This is a genomic window from Microbacterium sp. str. 'China', assembly GCF_002993305.1.
GTDB classification, from domain to species: domain Bacteria; phylum Actinomycetota; class Actinomycetes; order Actinomycetales; family Microbacteriaceae; genus Microbacterium; species Microbacterium paraoxydans.
In genome coordinates this window covers 2,837,423-2,855,143 of the sequence record NZ_CP027434.1, presented here as the reverse complement: position 1 = coordinate 2,855,143, position 17,721 = coordinate 2,837,423, and the positions used below count along the sequence as shown (strand labels likewise).

The following is a 17,721-nucleotide window of genomic DNA, read 5'->3' as shown; positions in this document are numbered from 1 at the left end:
CGCGGCCCGATTCAGCCGGCGAAGAAGGCCCCGGCCACGCGCGTCAGGTCGTGCAGGTCCGAGACCCCGGCGAGCTCACGCGCGGAGTGCATCGAGAGGATCGGGATGCCGACGTCGACCGTGCGGATGCCGAGCCGGGTCGCGGTGATCGGGCCGATCGTCGACCCGCACGGCACGCTGTTGTTCGAGACGAACTCCTGCGTCACTACCTCGGCCCGATCGCACCAGTTCCGCCAGGACGCGGCGCCGACCGCATCGGTCGCGTAGCGCTGGTTGGCGTTGAGCTTGAGGATGGGTCCGGAGCCGAGCACGGGCTGCACGACGGGGTCATGCCGGCCGATGTAGTTCGGGTGGACGGAGTGCCCCACGTCGCTGGACAGGCACCACGACGACGCGTACGCCTGGCGGCGGGCGGAGCCGTCGGCGCCGAGCCCCGCGTAGAGCCGCTCCAGCACGTCCTCGAGGAAGGGGCCTGCGGCGCCGGAGCGCGACTCGGAACCGAGCTCTTCGTGGTCGAACGCGGCGAGGATCGCGACGGGCGCGCCCGCGGCGGGTTCGTGTGCCGCAAGGGCCACGACGCCCGCGTGCACCGAGGCGAGGTCGTCGAGCCGGCCGGAGGCGAAGAACGCGTCGTCCTTGCCGAACACGGCGCCCCGTGCGGCGTCGGCGACGACGACGTCGTAGCCGCGGATCTCCGCGACGGCCACTCCGGCGGAAGCGGCGAGCTCGCCCAGCACATCGGCCTCGGTCGGATCCCCCAGACCCCACACCGGCTGCGTCTCGGTCTGCTTGTCGAGCGCGAGGCCGTTGTTGACGCCGCGATCGAGGTGGATGGCGAGCTGGGGGAGGCGCAGCAGCGGGCCGGTGTCGGCGAGGACGACCCGGCCGTCGGCGAGGGCGAGCCGGCCGGCGAGGCGCAGCTCCCGGTCGAGCCAGGAGTTCAGCAGCGGACCGCCGTACACCTCGACGGCGGCCTGCAGCCAGCCGCGGGCTCCGGTGGTCGGCTGCGGCTTGAGCTTGAAGCCGGGGGAGTCGGTGTGCGCCCCGAACACGTGCACGGGCGTCGTGGCGGTCGCATCCTCGGGCACCACCCATGCGATCGTCGCGCCGTCGCGGACCACGAGGTACCGGCCTCCGGGCTGCGCGGGCCAGGCGTCCTCCTCCTGCAGCCGCGTGAAGCCGGCCTCCTCCAGGCGGCGGGCCGTCTCGGCGGCTGCGTGGTAGCTCGACGGGGAAGCGGCGACGAAGTCGGCGAGGTCCTCGGCGTGGGCGAGGGCGTCCGGGGTGACGGGCATGGCATGACCTTCCTGCGCGGGGTGTGCTTCGAGCGTAGTCGCGCCCGGTCACCGCACCCTTCCCGGTCGGGGATAGGGTGGTGGCGATAGCGCCTAGGGTTCCGGGGTCTGCACCCGTCTGGTCCGAGCGGCGCCACGGTCCTCCTCCGCAGGAGGGCCGTCATCTGACAGGACAAAAGCCCGGAGGACCCGATTCGTCGCGCCCGCGGCGGAGGGAAGGGTCTGCCGTGTCCGCTGTCGCTCTCGTCCTCGTCCTCGCCGCTGCGATCGCCCACGCGTCGTGGAACGTCATCGCGCACGGCATCAGCCGCGCCGGCTCGCCGTTCCTGTGGTGGGGTGCGGTCGCCAGCACCGCCGTCTGGATCGGCGCCGTGCCGTTCACGGGCGGACTCGGTGCGGCCGACCTCGGCTCGTTCGCGCTCGGGGTCTCCGTCTCCGCGGTCCTGCACGTCGCCTACATGGCCGTGCTGCAGCGCGGCTACCGGGAGGGCAGCCTGTCGACCGTCTACGCGACGGCGCGGGGCACCGGGCCGTTCCTCTCCGTGATCGTCGCCGTGCTCCTGCTCGGCGAACGCCCCTCGGCCCTGGCGCTCATCGGCGTCGCGGCGGTGATCGTCGGCGTGGTGGCGATCGGGTTCGTCGACCGCCGTCCGGCGGGGAGCGGGCGCCGCGTCGACCCCGGGCTGTTGTTCGGGGCCCTCACCGGCGTGGCGATCGCGGTCTACACGATCTGGGACGCCCACGCGGTGCGGGAGTGGGAGTTGTCACCGGTGGCGTTCATGGTGGGGACGACGCTGCTGCAGGTGCCGTTCTACTCCGTGGCGGTGCGCGGACGATGGGGTGCGGTCCTGGCGCTGGGGCGCACGCAATGGCGCCGCATCCTGGCCTTCGGCATCCTGTCGCCGCTGTCCTACATCCTCGTGCTGACCGCCATCCAGATCGCTCCGGTGGCGCTCGTGGCGCCGCTCCGCGAGGTCAGCGTCGTGCTCGTGAGCCTGTTCGGTGCCTTCGTCCTGCGGGAGTCCCGGCCGGGATGGCGGATCGGCGCCTCGCTGGTCGTCCTCGTCGGGATCGTGCTGCTCGCGCTCTGAGTCCCCGGCTCAGCGGAAGGTGACGAGTCCGGCGTGGGCGGCCGTGACGAGGATCTGCACGCGGTCGCGCAGGTGCCACTTCGACATCATGCGACCGAGGTGGGCCTTCACGGTCCCCTCCGAGACGATGAGCGCCTTGGCGATCTCGGCATTGGACATGCCCTTCGCGAGGCACTGCAGCACCTCCTCCTCGCGCTCGGTGAGCGGTTCGAGGGTCTCCGCGGCCGCGGTGGGGGTGGAGTCGCGCACGTGGCGGATAAGCATCGACGCGATGCGGGGCGACAGCGAGCTCGCTCCCGCGAACACCTCGCGCACACCCGTGACGATCTCCTCCGCACTGGAGTCCTTAAGCAGGTAGCCGGAGGCGCCGGCGCTCAGCATGGGCAGCACGGTGTCGCTGCCATCGAGCGTGGTCACGGCGAGGATGCGCACGTCGGGCCACCGCTCGGCGATCGCCGCGGTCGCCTCGATGCCGTTCATCTCCGGCATCTGGACGTCCATCATCACGACGTCCGGCTTCTCGCGCTCGACCGTCGTGAGGGCCTCCCGGCCGTCCTCTGCCTGCGCCACGACCGTGATCTCGGGCGCGCGCGACACGAAGTGCGACAGCGCGGAGCGGACCAGAGGATCGTCATCGACGATCACGACGCGGATTTCCTGCATGGAGGAAGCCTAACGGCGTGAAGCGGGCGCTCTGAGGATGTAGACCTTTGGCTATCGAGGTCTGGACGAAGGCCAGATGTGCGCTCCGCGCGCCGCCGAGAAGATGAATACAGACATCGACAAACGGCACTAGGACGGAGGTGAATGTAATGACTTTCTGGCAGCAGGTTAGCAAGTTCTTTGGTCTCGTCCGCTAGAGTACCTGGCGAATAGGAGATAGTGAACCATGGCCTTCGACCATTCGATTCGCGGTTCTGCGGATTCGCTCCGACTGGTTCGAGGCGAGAAGCTGAGCGCCGTCGAGCGCATCGTTGTTCTGGTGATCGTCTCCATCACCATCGTTGTGGACCTCATCGGCGTCATCACCGTCCCCGGCGCCAACCCGGCAGTCGTGGTGGTGAGCGTCTCGTCCACAGCTGTGTTCGCCCTCTATCTCTGGAATCCCCTCCTTGCGACATGCGCCCTCGGCGTGGTGTTCGCGACATCCTTTCTCGTAGGCAGCGAGTACCAGGTCTTGACGGCCGCCGCAGTCGCGGCAGGTCTCGTCATGAGGCTCGGATGGACCTCGCTGATCCTCATCCTACGCCGGCGCATTTCTCGTCGCAGCAGCTCTCGTCGCCATCGGTGACGCGGACGCAGGCGTGAATGTCGCCATCTATCTCGTCTTCGCCGCGGTGGCGGGCGCCGTAGGGTTCGCCCTCAGACTGGCGTTCGCCCGCGGCAGCAGACTCGAGCGTCAGCTGGAGGCTGCGGCTGAGCAGGAACGGGAAGCCGTTCTCGCCGAGCGACGATGGATCGCCGGCGAGCTGCACGACAGCATCGCGCACCACCTCACGGTGGTGTCGCTGCACGTGCAGATGCTCGAAGACCCCGACACCAGCGATGGCTCCCGGGAGGCGATCCGTGTCGCCGCCCGCAAAGCCATGACCGACCTCCGTTTCGTGATCGACCTCGCCGACGACGGCCCCCGTGCAGCGGGCATGCCGACGGGCGACCTCGTCGCCGCGGTCGAGGAGGCGCAGGCCGAGTTCGAAGCGGCAGGGCACGACGTCATCCTCGACGGAAACCCCGGCGACGAACGGATCCCTCGTGCCGTCGAGATCGTGCTCGCGCGCATCGTGCGCGAGTCGGCCACGAATGTTCTGAAGTACGCAGGCCCCGGCACCGTCGAGATCCGTCTCGCCGTTGACGACGACAAAGCCCATCTGTCGCTGCGCAGCCCGCTGCCCACGACGCCGCGTCGTGAGCTCTCCTCCAGCCGGACCGGGCTCGGGCGCATGGCCGAACGCGTGATGGGTGCCAGCGGCGAGTTCAGCGCCGGTGAAGTGGACGGGCACTGGCTCGTGTCCGCCGTGTTGCCGGTGGTGTGAGCCCCGCGTATCCTGAGATGAAGCCCGTGATTCCGGCCCCGAGGCCGTAGACGAAAGTCTACGAGTGTCTCGACATTCGGCACTTCAGCGGCCTCGCGGCGCCGACATATCCTGAAGGCTCCCCAGATAAAGCGTCCCCAGCGCTGCGATCGCGGGCGCGATCTTTCTGGCTTCTTAGACTCCCGCGCCCGCGGTCGCGAATCTGTCTCCGGGCCTCAGGCGCCCACCGCTCTCATGAAGTGCCCGTCCGTCGATATCCCGGACGCCGCCACCGTGAAGCGCACCACCTCGCTGAGGTAGCGGTCCTCCGACGCCTCGAAGATGCGCCCCTCCGCGTCCCTGGACGTCCGGGTCAACCGCAGGATGGGCGCCCCGCGGGGCACGCGCAGGAGCGCCGAGTCCTGATCGTCGGCCGCCACGGCATCGATCACGTGCTGCAGGGTGACGATCGGATGCCCGACCGACGCGAGGTGCTCGGTGATCGAGACCGCGTCGAGGTCGACGTCGAACAGCCGACGGCCGACGTCCTCCGTGTAGGCCAGTCGCTCCAGCATGGTCGGCCGTCCGTCCAGCAGCCGCAGTCGTACCACGCTCACGATCGTGTCGTCGGGTCCGACGCCCAGTGCCGGGCCGAGATCGCCCGCGCGTCGCAGACTCAGCTCCTGCGTCTGCGCGCCCGGCGTGACGCCGAGATCCCGCGCCCAGCGGGTGAACGGGACCGAGACGTCGACCGCCTGATTCGCCTTGCGCGCCACCACGCGGGCGGGGCGCCCCCGGCCGGTCTCGATCAGCCCCTCGGCGCGGAGGGCCGCCAGGGCGTTGCGAATCGGACCCCGCGACGTGTGCCACCGCTCCGCGAGCTCCGCCTCCGTGGGGACATCGTCCCCGGGCCGGAGCGTGCCGTCGACGATCCGCGCGCGGAGGTCGTCGGCGATCTGGGTGTACACAGGTTCGGCCACATAGGTACATTACTTCGTCTGTCGTGTCCGGGCCTGTGTGTTGTGGGGCCGTTCATCCAGAAGAATCGCGGGTGAACGCCGCCTGAACTCTTCCGAGATAGGTATACATGTCGGCCCGACGGCTGGGAGAGTCGTCCCTGGATCACTCCTCCCACCCTGAAAGGTCCTCATGAAGCTCCGCGCTCTCCCCGCCCTCGCCGGCGCTGCGATCCTCGCGTTCGGCCTCGCCGCCTGCTCCGGATCGGCCGATGCCACCGACGCCCCCGGCGACGCACAGTCCGCCGGCGGTTTCGCCGTCGACGAGAACACGCTCGTCTTCGGCGTCGTCCCCGACTCGGTGGACACCGAGACGAACTACCAGCCGCTCATGGACTACATCGCCGAGGTCACCGGCAAGACCGTCGAGTACCACGAGTCCACCGACTACGCCGCGCTCATCGAGGCCGCCGTCGCCGGCAAGGTCGACGTCGCCTCGTTCTCGGGGTTCACCTACGTCACCGCGACCAACAACGGCGCGAAGCTCACCCCGATCTCGTCCATCGTCACCGAGGAGGGCCAGGAGCCCGGCTACTACTCGCAGGCGATCGTCCCGGCGGACAGCGACATCTCCAGCCTCGAGGACTTCGCGGGCAAGAAGGTCTGCTTCGTGGACCCCTCGTCCACTTCCGGCTACCTCTTCCCGTCGTACAACCTCCTCGAGGCGGGCGTCGACCCGAAGACCGACATCACGCCCGTGTTCGCGGGCAAGCACGATGTCAGCGTGCAGAAGGTCGGCGAGGGCGTCGAGTGCGAGGCCGGCTTCGCCGAGGACTCCGAGGTCGAGAAGTCCGACAAGGTGAAGGTCATCGCCGAGACGATGGTCCCGGGCGCTCCGCTCGTCTACTCCTCGTCCCTGCCGGACGACGTGGCGAAGCAGCTCGTCGACGCCCTCGGCGAGGTCACCATCGACGACATCATCGCGGCGGGCATCGACAGTGCGGACTCGGACGCGTTCCGCAGCGTGTTCTACGCCACCAAGCCGGTGGACGACGCCTACTACGACCTCATCCGCGACATCTGCGCCGAGACCGAAGCCGAGCAGTGCCAGGGCTGACGCCCCGCGCCTGACGACAGGAGAAGCCATGACCGCGGCATCCGACACCCTCATCCGCCTCGCCGGCGTCACGAAGACCTTCGGCAGCACCACCGCCCTCAAGGACGTCACGCTCGAGGTGGCGCGGGGAGAGATCGTCGTGCTGCTCGGGCTCTCCGGTTCCGGCAAGTCCACGCTGCTGCGGCATCTCGACGGCCTGGAGCTGCCCAGCTCCGGGTCCGTCGAGGTGCTCGGCGCGTCCGTGCCCGCGATGAAGGGCCGGGCGCTGCGACAGCTTCGCAGCAGCGTGGGCTTCATCTTCCAGCAGTTCGAGCTCGTGCCTTCGCTGACCGTCCTGGAGAACGTGCTGACCGGGTCGCTCTCCCGGATGCGCGGCCCGCGGCTCGGGCTGTGGAGCTACCCCCGCGCCGCCAAGCTGACCGCCCTCGAGCACCTCGACCGCGTCGGCCTCCTCGACCGTGCCTACCAGCGCAGTGACACGCTGTCCGGCGGGCAGCAGCAGCGGGTGGCCATCGCCAGGGCGCTCATGCAGAAGCCGGCGATCCTCCTGGCCGACGAGCCCGTCGCCTCCCTCGACCCGGAGTCGAGCGAGCAGGTGATGGCGCTCATCCGCGAGATCGCCGCCGACGAAGGCCTCACCGTCGTGTGCAGCCTGCACCAGGTCGACCTCGCGATCAGCTGGGCCGACCGGATCGTCGGGCTTCGGCACGGCGAAGTCGTCCTGGACACCCCGACGGACGGACTCACCAAGGCCGAGGTGATGGAGATCTACGGCCGCGTCGCGACGACCACGGCCGAGATGCGCGCCGTGCAGGTGGAACTCGTCGACGCCGTGACCACGGTGGCGGCGTCATGACAGCGGTGGGGGCCTCGACACGGGGCGCTTCGACGGGCTCAGCGCCCCAGGGCGCTTCGACAGGCTCAGCGCCCCAGGGACGGGCAAGCGTCGCGGAGCGGGCGCCGAAGCGGCCGCTCTCGGCCGAGCGCATCGCTGCCGGCCTCACGCTCGTCGTCCTCGTCGTGCTCGGCATCCTGGCGGTGCGCGACGTGGGTATCTCGATCCCCGCGATGGTGCAGAGCTGGGGCAACGCCGAGAACTTCCTCGCCAGGGTCGGCGGACTCTCCTTTCCCGCGCCGGCCGACCTCGCCTGGCTCATCGCCCTGACCGTCGGCCTCGTGCTCGTCGGCACGCTGTTGGCGGCCGTGCTCTCCGTGCCCATCGCCTACCTCGCCGCCGCCAACACCACGCCGGGCGCAGGCTGGCGCGCGGCCGCCCGATTCCTCGGCGTCCTCACCCGCGCGCTGCCGGACGTCGTGCTGGCCATGGCGTTCGTGCTCATGTTCTCGCTCGGCACGCTGCCCGGCATCCTCGCGATCGGCATCCACTCGATCGGCATGATCTCCAAGATGTTCGCGGACGCCATCGAGCAGATCGACGAAGGGCCCCGTCTCGCGATCCGTGCCGCCGGTGGCTCGAAGCTCCAGGAGTTCACCGCAGGCATCCTCCTGCAAGTGCTGCCGAGCTGGGTGGCCACCGTGCTGCATCGCAACGACATCAACCTGCGCGGGAGCGTCGTACTCGGCTACGTGGGCGTCGCCGGCCTCGGGCTCGAGATGTCGTACGCGTTCAAGGCGCTGAACTACGGCAAGGGTCTCGGGATCGCGCTCGTCATCTTCGTGCTCTGCATCGTGATGGAGATCGTCTCGAGCACCGTGCGCGGTGCGATGCTCGGCGAGCAGAAGCACACGCGGTCGTGGATGGACCGGATCGTGCACCCGCGCCTGCGTCGGCGGTCGCACGCGCCCGCCGAGGGCCGCCCGGCGTGGGCGGTGAGCCCGGAGGCCGCGGTGCGTCGTCCGTGGACCGCGCAGCGCATGCGCCACACCGCGGCGGGGATCGTCACGGTCCTCGTCGTGGTCGGCAGCGTCGTCGTGAGCCAGATCACCTGGTCGGACCTGTTCACCTTCTGGGCGAAGCTGCCCGACGTCGCCGCCCGGTTCTGGCCGCCGTCGTTCGGCAGCTACGACACGGTCGCGATGCTGCAGGCCATGCGGGAGACCGTCGCCATCGCACTCGCCGCCACCGTCCTCACCCTCCTTCCCTCGCTGCTGCTCGGCTCGTTCGCCGCGCGCAACGTCGCTCCGCACGCGGCAGGGCGCGGCACCGCCCGTCTGCTGCTCGTCGGCATCCGCGGCATCCCCGAGCTGATCCTCGCCATCGTCCTCGTCGTCATCACGGGTCTCGGCGCGCAGGCCGGTGTCATCGCGCTCGCGATCGGCGGGATCGGACTGCTCGGCAAGCTCATCGCCGACTCCTTCGAGGAGGTCGACCGCGGGCCCGAGCGCGCGCTGCGGGCGGTGGGCGCCACACGGATGCAGACGTACACGGCGGCCACGCTGACCCAGGGCACCCGAGCGCTCATCGGGCACAGCTTCTACATGCTCGACACCAACATCCGCGCGGCCACGATCCTCGGCATCGTCGGCGGCGGCGGTGTCGGCTACTACCTGCTGAACGCCAGCCAGGGTTCGCGCTACGAGACCGTGACCGCGATCGTCCTGATGATCCTCGTGACCGTGCTCGCCGTCGAGGGTCTCGCGATGTGGATGAGGAAGGTGTTCCGATGACCGGGGCGAAGCAGAATCCCGACCTCGTCGTGGTGGGGTCCGGCATCGTCGGCCTCGGCGCCGCCTTCGCCGCCGTGCGCCGCGGGCTCCGGGTCGTCGTCGTCGAGCGCGGCGCCGCCCCGACCGGCGCCACGATCCGCAACTTCGGCCACCTCTGCATCGGCGCGCAGGGCGGAGAGGCGCAGCGGTACGCGGATGCGTCCCGTGAACTCTGGCTGCAGCTCGCCAGGGACGCGGGGTTCTGGCTCCGCGAGTCGGGCACGCTCGTGGCCGCCCGCCACGAGGACGAGCTCGCCGTGCTCTCCGCGGCGGCACAGGACGGGGGCATCCGGATGCTGGAGGCTGACGAGCTCCTGCGTCGTGCCCCGCTGCGCCGCGACGGGCTCGTCGGCGGTGCCCTCATCGAGGCCGACCTGCAGACGAACCCGCGCACCGCGGCGACCACGATCGTGCGCTACCTGACCGCACGGGGCGTCGAGTTCCGCTTCCGCACCGCGGTCACGGCCCTCGGCGCCGGCCGGGTGGAGACCACGCGCGGGGCGATCGACACCGGGGCGGTGGTCGTAGCCGTCAACCACGACATCGACCAGCTCCTGCCCGAGGTCGCGGAGCGTCACGGGGTGGTGCGCTGTGCGCTGGACATGATGCGGGCGGCCGTCTCCTTCCCTCGTCCGCTGACCGCGCCCCTGCTGACCGGCTGGTCCCTCATCCGATACGGGAGGTTCGCCGAAGGGCCAGAGGCCCGGGTCCTCCGTGAGCGCCTGCATGCCGAGCGCCCCGATCTCGCGGCCCTCGATCTCAATCAGATGTACACGCAGCTGCCCGACGGCACGCTCATCCTCGGCGACTCGCACGTCACCGATGCCGCCCCCTCTCCGTTCCAGCCGGAGGCCGCCTTCACCGCGTTCCTGAGCGAGGCCGAGGCCCTGTTCGAGGGGGCGGCGCCGCGGGTGATCGAGCGGTGGCAGGGCGTGTACGCGAAAGCCCCCGGCGAGTTCCTTGTCGACCGCGGAGACGACGGCGCCCTCGTGCTCGCTGCGACCACCGGCATCGGCATGACCTGCGGCCTCGGGTTCGCCGACCTCAATCTCACCGCCGCCCTCGGCGGCACCCCTGCTCTGGAAGGAACACCATGACCACTCCGATCGAACTCGTCGTCCTCGACATGGCCGGCACCACCGTCGTGGACGACGGCGTGGTGGAGCAGGCGTTCCAGCGCGCCGCCGAGCGCACCGGCGTCGCCGCGCGGCTGCCCTGGGAGGATGCCCTCGAGCACGTCAGGGAGACGATGGGGCAGTCCAAGTTCGACGTCTTCCTCCATCTCGCGGGCGGCGATGCGAGCGCGGCGCGGCAGGCCACCGCGGCGTTCGAGACCGCGTACGCCGAGATCGTCGCCGAGGACGGCGTCGCGGAGATCCCCGGAGCGGCGGACGCGATCCAGGGGTTGAAGGACGCGGGGCTCACCGTCGTCCTCACCACCGGGTTCGCTCCGGTCACGCGACAGGCGCTCATCGATGGCCTCGGATGGGGAGGACTCGTGGACCTCGCCCTGTCTCCGGTCGATGCCGGCCGCGGACGCCCCGCGCCCGATCTCGTCCTCACCGCCCTTCTGCGCACGGGAGCGTCCGCGGTGCAGGCGGTGGCCGTCGCCGGCGACACCGTGAGCGACGTCGAGTCCGGCCGTCGTGCGGGGGCCGGCTTCGTCGCGGGGATCCTCACCGGGGCGCACGATCGCGCGGCGCTGAGCGGAGCGGGGGCTGACGCCGTGCTGTCCGACGTCACGGCGCTGCGAGCAGCGCTGGCGCAGCGCGAGCTCCTTCCTGCCGTCGCCTCCGTCTGAGGTTCGAACCATGGGAACGGTGCTGATCCGCCCACCCGGTCACCGGAGGGACGTCGCGCTGCGCCCCGCTGCCACCGCGATGGTCTGGATCGGCGAAGGCCACCCGCACGAGACCATCGCCGTCCCCGGGGTCGCGCTCGGTGACCGGGACGTGCTCGTCGCCGTGGAGATGTCGACGATCTGCGGATCGGACGTGCACACCGTGCAGGGGCGCCGGTCCGCGCCCGCGCCTCTCGTCCTCGGGCATGAGAGCGTCGGTCGGGTCATCGCGCTGGGCGACGACGGTGCGACGGCGGTGGACGGCACCCCGCTGCGCATCGGCGACCGCGTGGTGTGGTCGGTCACGGTGTCGTGCGGCACCTGCGACCGCTGTCGGCGGGGCCTCACGCAGAAGTGCCGGGATCTCGGCAAGTACGGCCACGACCGCGTCGGCGCCCACGGCGACCTGACCGGGGCGTTCGCCAGTCACGTGCAGCTGCGGGCAGGTACCGCGATCGTGCGCGTGCCGGAGGCGCTGCCGGCCGCGGTGCTGGCTCCCGCAGGCTGTGCGACGGCGACCGCATGGGCCGCCGTGGCGAGGGCCGCCCGCGACATCGATCTGGACGGCGCCGCGGTGCGCATCCACGGCGCGGGATTGGTGGGGATCAGCGCCGCGGCGATCGCGGCCGAGCACGGCGCCGTCGTCGAGGTCCGGGACCCGGACGACGACCGCCGAGCCGTCGCCTCCCGTTTCGGAGCCACCGCGCTCGACCGTGACCCGGACGTGGTCATCGAGGCATCTGGGCATGCGGTGGGGGAGGCCCTCGCCGGCGTCGCCGTCGGCGGCACGGTCGTCCTCGTCGGGAGCGTGTTCCCGGCGGCGCCCGTCTCGCTGGACGCGGAGGATCTCGTCCGCCGGCTGGTCACGGTGACCGGCGTCCACAACTACGGCGCCGACGACCTCGCGGCAGCGGTGTCGTTCCTCGCGGGTCGCGGGCGCGCGTATCCGTTCGCCGAGGCCGTGGGCGCCGTGCGACCGCTGCTCGACATCGACGCCGCTCTCACGGAGGCTGCGGCGCCGGGAGCCCCGCTGCGGGTGGGGCTGGTGCCAGGCCGCTGAGGCCTCAGTCGGACCCGGTGCGCCGTGGCCCTGCGGGGTGCAGCCCCTCGGCGTGGAAGGCGAGCAGTCGCACCGCGGCGTCGACGCTCGCCGCCAGGATCTCGTCCGGGTCACCGGTCAGGGCCAGCCTCCGGTGCCCGGCGTCGTCGGCGGTCGCCCAGCCGAGGTAGACCGTGCCCGCGGGATGACCACCCTCCGGACCGGGCCCGCCCACGCCGGTCGTCGAGACGCAGATGTCGGCGTCGAAGAGCTCCCGTGCGCCCCGGGCGAGCTGCTCCGCGCAGGCTGCGGAGGTCGGGTCGGTGCCCGGGGTGAGCCCCAGCACCCTCTCCTTGACCTCCGTGAAGTACGCGACGATGCCGCCGGCGAACCAGCCCGAAGCGCCCTCGCCGGCACCGATCGTGTTCGCGAGGCGTCCGGAGGTGAGCGACTCCGCCACGCTCACGCGCAGACCTCGACTGCGGGCGAGCTCGCCCAGGTGTTCGAGGTCAGGGGTCTCGTTCGGTGCGGTCATCGGGGCGCTCCTCTCGTCGGGTCCCCTACGCTACAAACCCCGCGGCGCCCTGTCGCAGGGGATTGACAACGGCGTCCGCGTCAAGCCCCTGGAGGGCCGTCCTCCTTGGCGCCATCGTCGAGGCGAGTCACACCGACGAAGGAGGCGGACATGACGGAGGATGCGCGGGACACCGCGGGTATGCGGGCGGTCTTCTGGATCTGGGCGGGGATCATCGGCGTCGGTCTCGCCGTGATGATCGGCCTGCCGCTGGGAGGGCGATGACGATGGGCTCGCGCATCAAGGACCACGCCCTCAGCCTCTTCTTCCTCGCCCTCTTCGTGCTGGCTCTGGCAGGCCAGGCCGTCGCCGGCTACCTCCGCAACAACGACGAGCTCCTCGATCATGGGCAGCCGACGATCGGCTTCGGAGACTTCCTCTGGTCGTCCGACTTCGCGGTCGACGTCGCCGAGAACTGGCAGTCGGAGTTCCTGCAGTTCTTCCTCTTCATCGCCGCGACGATCTGGTTCGTGCAGAAGGGCTCGCCGGAGTCGAAGAAGCCCGGCGACGAGGGACCGGGCAGCGACGCGGATCAGCTCGTCGGCGCGCACGCCCACCCGGACTCTCCGCGGTGGGCCCGGGCGGGCGGGTGGCGATCGGCGGTGTTCGGCAACTCGCTGCTGCTCGTGATGGGGGCGGTGTTCGTGCTGTCCTGGCTCGCGCAGTCGCTCGCCGGGACAGTGGTGATGAACGAGGAGAACGCGATGCATGGCCTCGCCGCGATCACCTGGGGCGACTACGTCACCAGCTCGGACTTCTGGGACCGCACGTTGCAGAACTGGCAGTCCGAGTTCCTCGCGGTGGGGACGATGGTCGCGTTCGCGATCTACCTCCGTCAGCGAGGGTCAGCGGAGTCGAAGCCCGTCGGCACCCCGCACCATCAGTCGGCCTTGGAATCCGACTGAGACCGCTCGTCGTTGACGTCGGCCTGCGACAGCCGCTCGTCGTCGGCGTCGTAGCCCGCACGCGCCTCCTGCAGCGGCTGGTCGGAGTACTCGCCGCCCTGGCGTCCGCCGAAGGGACGGCCGTGGTCGGCGAACTCGTCGCGGGCGAAGACCAGCTCCCACGGGCCCACCGTGAAGCGCGATCCGGTGCGCAGCGTCTCGGTGCGCTCGCCGGGGTGGGTCGCGTCGGCGTCGGGGTTGGAGTTCATCTCGCCGTCGGCGTGCAGGGTCACGACGTACTCGTCGCGGTCGTCATGCACGACCGTCGCGTGCACCGGCTCGGTGTCGGCGAGGCGCAGCTCGTTCCCGGCGGCCGATCCGATGCGGACCTCCTCCATGTCGAGCGCGAACTCGGTGCGCTCGTCGTCGCGCCGTACGCGCAGTCGCGGGTTGCCCGCGCCGCGCTCGGCGTGGGTGGTGCCGGGCGTGTAGCCCTCCTCGGGACGGTCGTCGATGTGGCGGTCAGTCATGGCGGTGCCCTCCTCGGGTGTCGATGATTCGAGGTTAATCGTCGCGCGGATCGCGCGCAGGGCCTTGACTTCCACGCGCGCATCGCCCTCCGAGGCTGATTTGCCGTGCGCCCCGTCCGAGGGCTTACCCTCTACCCATAGGCCGATCCCGGCAGTGTCCGCCGGGCTGAGGACCACCCGACCGAGGAGCATCACCCGATGGGCAAGTTCATCTACGAAGGCAGCGTGAAGACCGAGATCGAGGATCGGGCGCTCACGCACCTGCAGCTCGTCATCACGGCCAAGCTGCGTCGCGGCGAGCCGTTCCCGTTCAGCTGGCGCGAGGACGCCAGCGTCGGCGGTGGCCGGACCACCGTCTGGATCCAGCCGGGCAGCTCGCTCGTCTTCAAGTACTTCGGCAGCCGCCAGCCCGCCGTCAACCGGGCGTGGGTCGAAGCGCTCGCCTTCACCGCGAACTCCCCGAGCGGGCTCTACCTCGTCCCCGAGCCCGCAGAGGGTGCCGAGCCCCCGCACGGCGAGGTCCCCTCCGCCGGCTGACACCCGCTTTCGCGGAGACCGCCCCGGGCTGTCAACCCCCTGCCGTCCGCCCTCCGAAGCCGCGAGGCTCGATCACGACCCGATCGACAGCCCCATGACAGGAGGAGCGGATATGACCGACACCACCCGCGACGGCGGCCTCACCGACCCCCGACACGCCCACCACGAGGACGGATTCCCGGCGCAGAGCCAGGACCAGCCGGGCCTGACCGAGAAGACGACCCCGGAGCCGGACCACGGCGAGCAGTCCTACGTCGGCCACGGCCGGCTCGAGGGACGGCGCGCTCTCATCACCGGCGGTGATTCCGGCATCGGACGGGCGGTCGCGATCGCCTTCGCCCGCGAGGGTGCCGACGTGGCCATCGTGCACATGCCCGAGGAGCAGGCGGACGCGGAGGAGACGCTCGCGCTCGTCCGCGAAGCCGGTCGCACCGGCGTCAGCATCCCGGGCGACGTCCGCGAAGAGGCCTTCGCGACCGACGCCGTGCACCGTGCGCGTCGCGAGCTCGGCGGCCTCGACGTGCTCGTGCTCAACGCGGCCTATCAGCACGACATCGAAGGCTTCGAGAACCTCGATACCGAGAAGATGCGCCGCGTGTTCGACACGAACCTCGCCGGCCTCGTCTTCTCGGCCCGGGCTGCGTTCCCCGACCTCGAGCCGGGATCCAGCATCATCGTGACCTCGTCGGTGCAATCGGCGCAGCCGTCGCCGGGACTCATCGACTACGCCATGACGAAGGCGGCCCAGGTCGCGTTCGTCAAGGCGCTCGCGGAGGAGGCCGGTCCGCGCGGCGTGCGCGTCAACGCCGTCGCGCCGGGGCCGATCTGGACGCCGCTGATCCCCGCGACCGGATGGGGGCCGGAGCGCCTGGAGACGTTCGGTCAGGACACCCCGCTCGGACGCGCGGGGCAGCCCGCAGAACTCGCCGGTGCGTACGTGTACCTCGCCTCGGCGGAGTCGTCGTACGTATCCGGCGCGGTGCTCGCGGTGACGGGTGGCAAGCCGCTCTGATCCGCGCGAGGACGGCGCAGGCGGCGGGGAGGCAGGGCCCCGCCGCCTAAGCTTGTCTGGTGCAGAGACCCGCGGCATCCGGACCCCTCGTGGGCGTCGCGCTCGTCATCGGATCCTGCCTCTCGCTGCCGTTCGGCGCCGCCGTGGCCGCACAGCTCTTCCCCGTCCTCGGGCCGTGGGGCGTGACGTCGCTCCGCGTCGCGATCGCCGCGCTGCTGCTGGTCGTCATCGTGCGCCCCCGGCCCCGCGCCTGGACCCGGTCGCAGTGGCTCGCCGCCGTGCTGTTCGGGGTGTCGCTGGCCGCGATGAACGGGTTCTTCTATGCGGCCATCGACCGCATCCCCCTGGGGCCGGCCGTGGCCATCGAGTTCCTCGGGCCGCTCGTGCTCGCCGCCGTGCTGACCCGTCGTCTCGCCGACGCGGTCTGGGTGGGCGTGGCCCTGCTGGGCATGGCGCTGCTCGGGGTCGACGGCCTCGCCGGCGCCGAACCCCTCGATCCGCTCGGCGTGGTCTTCATCCTCGTCGCGGCCGGCTTCTGGGTCATGTACATCCGGATGAGCGCGCGCGTCGGCGCCCTCATCCCCGGCAGCAGCGGGCTCGCGATGGGGCTCGTCGTCGCGGCCGTGCTCCTCATCCCCGTGGGCGTGCCGGCGGCGGCGACGGTGGCGCTGGACCCGCAGCTCCTCCTCCTCGCGGCGGTCACCGCGGTGCTGTCGTCGGTCATCCCGTACAGCTTCGAGCTCGCGGCGCTCCGCCGGCTCCCGCAGCGGGTGTTCGGCGTGCTGCTGAGCCTGGAGCCCGCGTTCGCGACCCTCGCCGGGTGGCTCATCCTCGGACAGGACGCCACGCCGCTGCGGCTGCTCGCGGTGGCGCTCGTGATCGCCGCGAGCGTCGGGACGACGCTGGGCGTGCGCCGCGACCGGAGGGGCGACGGCCCCGCGGGACCGTTCACCGCGCCGATCCCGCTTCCCGACTGACATCCCTCCGATCGGGCGGCTCTCACGCCCGGACGGCCACCGGCTCCGGCAGCGGGTACCGGCGGCGCAGGACCACCCGCTGCACGAGGGTCCACACCACCGTGACCGTGAGGTAGAGCGCGGCGGCCAGGGGCACGAAGGCCGCGAAGACCGCGGTGAGGTAGTGCAGCGCCGACATCATCCGGAGCACGCCGGGGGAGCTGAGCGGGGAGTCGTCGCCCTCGACGGGGACCGGTCGGAACACCCGCCGGGTGACCTCGGCGACGGCGATCATCACGGCCAGCAGCACGCCGAAGACCGCGAACGTCGCCGCGGTCGCGGTGCCGCCGAACAGCGCCGACACCAGGCTCGTGCCGAGCGGGGCGCCGAAGAGGTCGTGGGTGAGCAGCTCGTTCGGGTGCCCGGCGATCTCCGGTCGCAGGAACAGTGTGTAGAGCAGGCCGACGACCGGTGCCTGTGCCAGCACGGGCAGCATCCCGGCGAAGGGCGAGGTGTTCTCGGCGCGGTAGAGCGCCATCATCTCCTGCTGCAGGCGCTCCGGGTTCTTCCGGTGGCGCTGCTGCAGCGCGCGCAGCTTCGGGGCGAGGCGGGCCCTGGTCTGCTCGGCTCGGGCCTGGGAGATGCCGACGGGGATGAGGAGGGCGCGCACGAGGAGGGTCACGAGGACCACGGCGAGGGCGGCGGCGGAGGGTCCGGCGAGGGGTTCGAGAAGGGTCGAGAGGCCGTTCAGGGCACCGTAGGCGGCGTCCAGGAGCGCGGCGAGGGGAGGGAAGGCGAAGATGTCCACGGGAAGGTCCGTTCGATGAGGTCGGGAGGGGTCGGCGAAGGCCGCGCGGTCCCGGTCGGACGGGCTACGCGGCGGTCGCGACTCCCGGCGCTCGCGGACGAGGGTGTCCCGCGGCATCCGGATCGCTCTGCGGGAGGAGCGTTCCGACATCGATCGCCCGCAGCGGGTGCGGGGCATCGGCGGAGGTCTGGTGGCGCACGCTCAGCGCGAGCGAGAGCGTGAGGACCGTGACGGCGAGCAGCGCGATCGCGAGGCCGAGCGCGGCGGCATCCGGCATCGTCACGAGGCCGATCGCGGCCGCGACGAAGCCGAGCATCTGCCCGAACCACTCGCTCATGCCGCGAGCTTACCCCGTTCGAATCGCCCGAATTGCTGTATCCGGGCCGCCGATGGAGCCATTCAG

Annotated in this window: 20 protein-coding genes; 13 read left to right on the top strand and 7 right to left on the bottom strand. The window is 71.2% G+C overall.

What is annotated here, in order from left to right:
- Positions 1-11 precede the first annotated feature (11 nt).
- The gene (locus C6C15_RS13905; protein ID WP_060922418.1) at positions 12-1,295 is read right to left on the bottom strand and encodes a M18 family aminopeptidase; all 1,284 of its coding nucleotides are present in this window, start codon (positions 1,293-1,295) and stop codon (positions 12-14) included.
- 227 nt (positions 1,296-1,522) lie between these two features.
- Between C6C15_RS13905 and C6C15_RS13900 the strand changes: the two genes are divergently transcribed.
- Complete coding sequence (locus C6C15_RS13900) at positions 1,523-2,386, top strand: EamA family transporter (protein WP_060922417.1); 864 nt, start codon at positions 1,523-1,525, stop codon at positions 2,384-2,386.
- Between the two features lie 9 nt (positions 2,387-2,395).
- Here the strand turns inward: C6C15_RS13900 and C6C15_RS13895 are convergent, their stop codons facing one another.
- On the bottom strand, positions 2,396-3,049 hold the full coding sequence (locus tag C6C15_RS13895) for a response regulator (RefSeq protein ID WP_029989098.1): 654 nt from the start codon (positions 3,047-3,049) through the stop codon (positions 2,396-2,398).
- Between the two features lie 226 nt (positions 3,050-3,275).
- Between C6C15_RS13895 and C6C15_RS17380 the strand changes: the two genes are divergently transcribed.
- Together C6C15_RS17380 and C6C15_RS17375 are read left to right on the top strand one after the other, a co-directional pair.
- Positions 3,276-3,677: a hypothetical protein gene (locus tag C6C15_RS17380; protein ID WP_234024156.1), complete on the top strand. Its 402-nt coding sequence runs from the start codon at positions 3,276-3,278 to the stop codon at positions 3,675-3,677.
- A gap of 13 nt (positions 3,678-3,690) precedes the next feature.
- On the top strand, positions 3,691-4,419 hold the full coding sequence (locus C6C15_RS17375) for a sensor histidine kinase (protein WP_234024155.1): 729 nt from the start codon (positions 3,691-3,693) through the stop codon (positions 4,417-4,419).
- Between the two features lie 215 nt (positions 4,420-4,634).
- Here the strand turns inward: C6C15_RS17375 and C6C15_RS13885 are convergent, their stop codons facing one another.
- Positions 4,635-5,378 (bottom strand): GntR family transcriptional regulator, encoded by a 744-nt coding sequence (locus C6C15_RS13885; protein WP_234024154.1) that lies wholly within the window; start codon positions 5,376-5,378, stop codon positions 4,635-4,637.
- Between the two features lie 169 nt (positions 5,379-5,547).
- Here C6C15_RS13885 and phnD point away from each other — a divergent pair, with 169 nt between their 5' ends.
- The 6 genes from phnD to C6C15_RS13855 are packed head-to-tail and all read left to right on the top strand — an operon-like array spanning position 5,548 to position 12,038.
- A complete protein-coding gene (gene phnD, locus C6C15_RS13880) occupies positions 5,548-6,471 on the top strand; it encodes a phosphate/phosphite/phosphonate ABC transporter substrate-binding protein (protein ID WP_105950366.1) in 924 nt (307 codons plus the stop codon).
- Positions 6,472-6,499: 28 nt separating this feature from the next.
- Positions 6,500-7,327, top strand: coding sequence for a phosphonate ABC transporter ATP-binding protein (gene phnC / locus C6C15_RS13875; RefSeq protein ID WP_105950365.1), 828 nt, complete (start codon positions 6,500-6,502; stop codon positions 7,325-7,327).
- The gene (gene phnE, locus C6C15_RS13870; protein ID WP_105950364.1) at positions 7,324-9,099 is read left to right on the top strand and encodes a phosphonate ABC transporter, permease protein PhnE; all 1,776 of its coding nucleotides are present in this window, start codon (positions 7,324-7,326) and stop codon (positions 9,097-9,099) included. Before phnC ends, phnE begins: the two co-directional genes overlap by 4 nt.
- Positions 9,096-10,235 carry a TIGR03364 family FAD-dependent oxidoreductase gene (locus C6C15_RS13865; RefSeq protein WP_105950363.1) on the top strand — a complete coding sequence of 380 codons (1,140 nt, stop codon included), beginning with the start codon at positions 9,096-9,098 and terminating at the stop codon, positions 10,233-10,235. Before phnE ends, C6C15_RS13865 begins: the two co-directional genes overlap by 4 nt.
- Entirely contained in the window at positions 10,232-10,939 is a 708-nt protein-coding gene (locus tag C6C15_RS13860; protein ID WP_105950362.1) for an HAD family hydrolase, read from the top strand. The genes C6C15_RS13865 and C6C15_RS13860 overlap by 4 nt, the downstream gene beginning before the upstream one ends.
- Before the next feature lie 10 nt (positions 10,940-10,949).
- Positions 10,950-12,038 (top strand): alcohol dehydrogenase catalytic domain-containing protein, encoded by a 1,089-nt coding sequence (locus C6C15_RS13855; protein WP_105950361.1) that lies wholly within the window; start codon positions 10,950-10,952, stop codon positions 12,036-12,038.
- 4 nt (positions 12,039-12,042) lie between these two features.
- On the opposite strand, the gene C6C15_RS13850 is transcribed toward C6C15_RS13855, so the two are convergent.
- Positions 12,043-12,552 carry a CinA family protein gene (locus tag C6C15_RS13850; RefSeq protein ID WP_025102491.1) on the bottom strand — a complete coding sequence of 170 codons (510 nt, stop codon included), beginning with the start codon at positions 12,550-12,552 and terminating at the stop codon, positions 12,043-12,045.
- Positions 12,553-12,818: 266 nt separating this feature from the next.
- Here C6C15_RS13850 and C6C15_RS13845 point away from each other — a divergent pair, with 266 nt between their 5' ends.
- Positions 12,819-13,496 (top strand): DUF6766 family protein, encoded by a 678-nt coding sequence (locus tag C6C15_RS13845; protein ID WP_105950360.1) that lies wholly within the window; start codon positions 12,819-12,821, stop codon positions 13,494-13,496.
- On the opposite strand, the gene C6C15_RS13840 is transcribed toward C6C15_RS13845, so the two are convergent.
- On the bottom strand, positions 13,472-14,005 hold the full coding sequence (locus tag C6C15_RS13840; RefSeq protein ID WP_025102489.1) for an FHA domain-containing protein: 534 nt from the start codon (positions 14,003-14,005) through the stop codon (positions 13,472-13,474). The two genes, C6C15_RS13845 and C6C15_RS13840, sit on opposite strands and share 25 nt — an antisense overlap.
- 198 nt (positions 14,006-14,203) lie before the next feature.
- Here C6C15_RS13840 and C6C15_RS13835 point away from each other — a divergent pair, with 198 nt between their 5' ends.
- The 3 genes from C6C15_RS13835 (at position 14,204) to C6C15_RS13825 (ending at position 16,531) form a co-directional block, all read left to right on the top strand.
- Positions 14,204-14,542 (top strand): DUF7882 family protein, encoded by a 339-nt coding sequence (locus C6C15_RS13835; protein WP_025102488.1) that lies wholly within the window; start codon positions 14,204-14,206, stop codon positions 14,540-14,542.
- A 112-nt stretch (positions 14,543-14,654) separates the two neighbouring features.
- On the top strand, positions 14,655-15,554 hold the full coding sequence (locus C6C15_RS13830; RefSeq protein ID WP_060922820.1) for an SDR family oxidoreductase: 900 nt from the start codon (positions 14,655-14,657) through the stop codon (positions 15,552-15,554).
- A 59-nt stretch (positions 15,555-15,613) separates the two neighbouring features.
- Positions 15,614-16,531, top strand: a complete 918-nt coding sequence (locus tag C6C15_RS13825; protein ID WP_105950359.1) for an EamA family transporter — start codon at positions 15,614-15,616, stop codon at positions 16,529-16,531.
- A 22-nt stretch (positions 16,532-16,553) separates the two neighbouring features.
- On the opposite strand, the gene C6C15_RS13820 is transcribed toward C6C15_RS13825, so the two are convergent.
- Positions 16,554-17,318 carry a YidC/Oxa1 family membrane protein insertase gene (locus tag C6C15_RS13820; protein WP_105950358.1) on the bottom strand — a complete coding sequence of 255 codons (765 nt, stop codon included), beginning with the start codon at positions 17,316-17,318 and terminating at the stop codon, positions 16,554-16,556.
- Positions 17,319-17,382: 64 nt separating this feature from the next.
- Entirely contained in the window at positions 17,383-17,655 is a 273-nt protein-coding gene (locus C6C15_RS13815) for a DUF6412 domain-containing protein (RefSeq protein ID WP_105950357.1), read from the bottom strand.
- Positions 17,656-17,721: the final 66 nt, after the last annotated feature.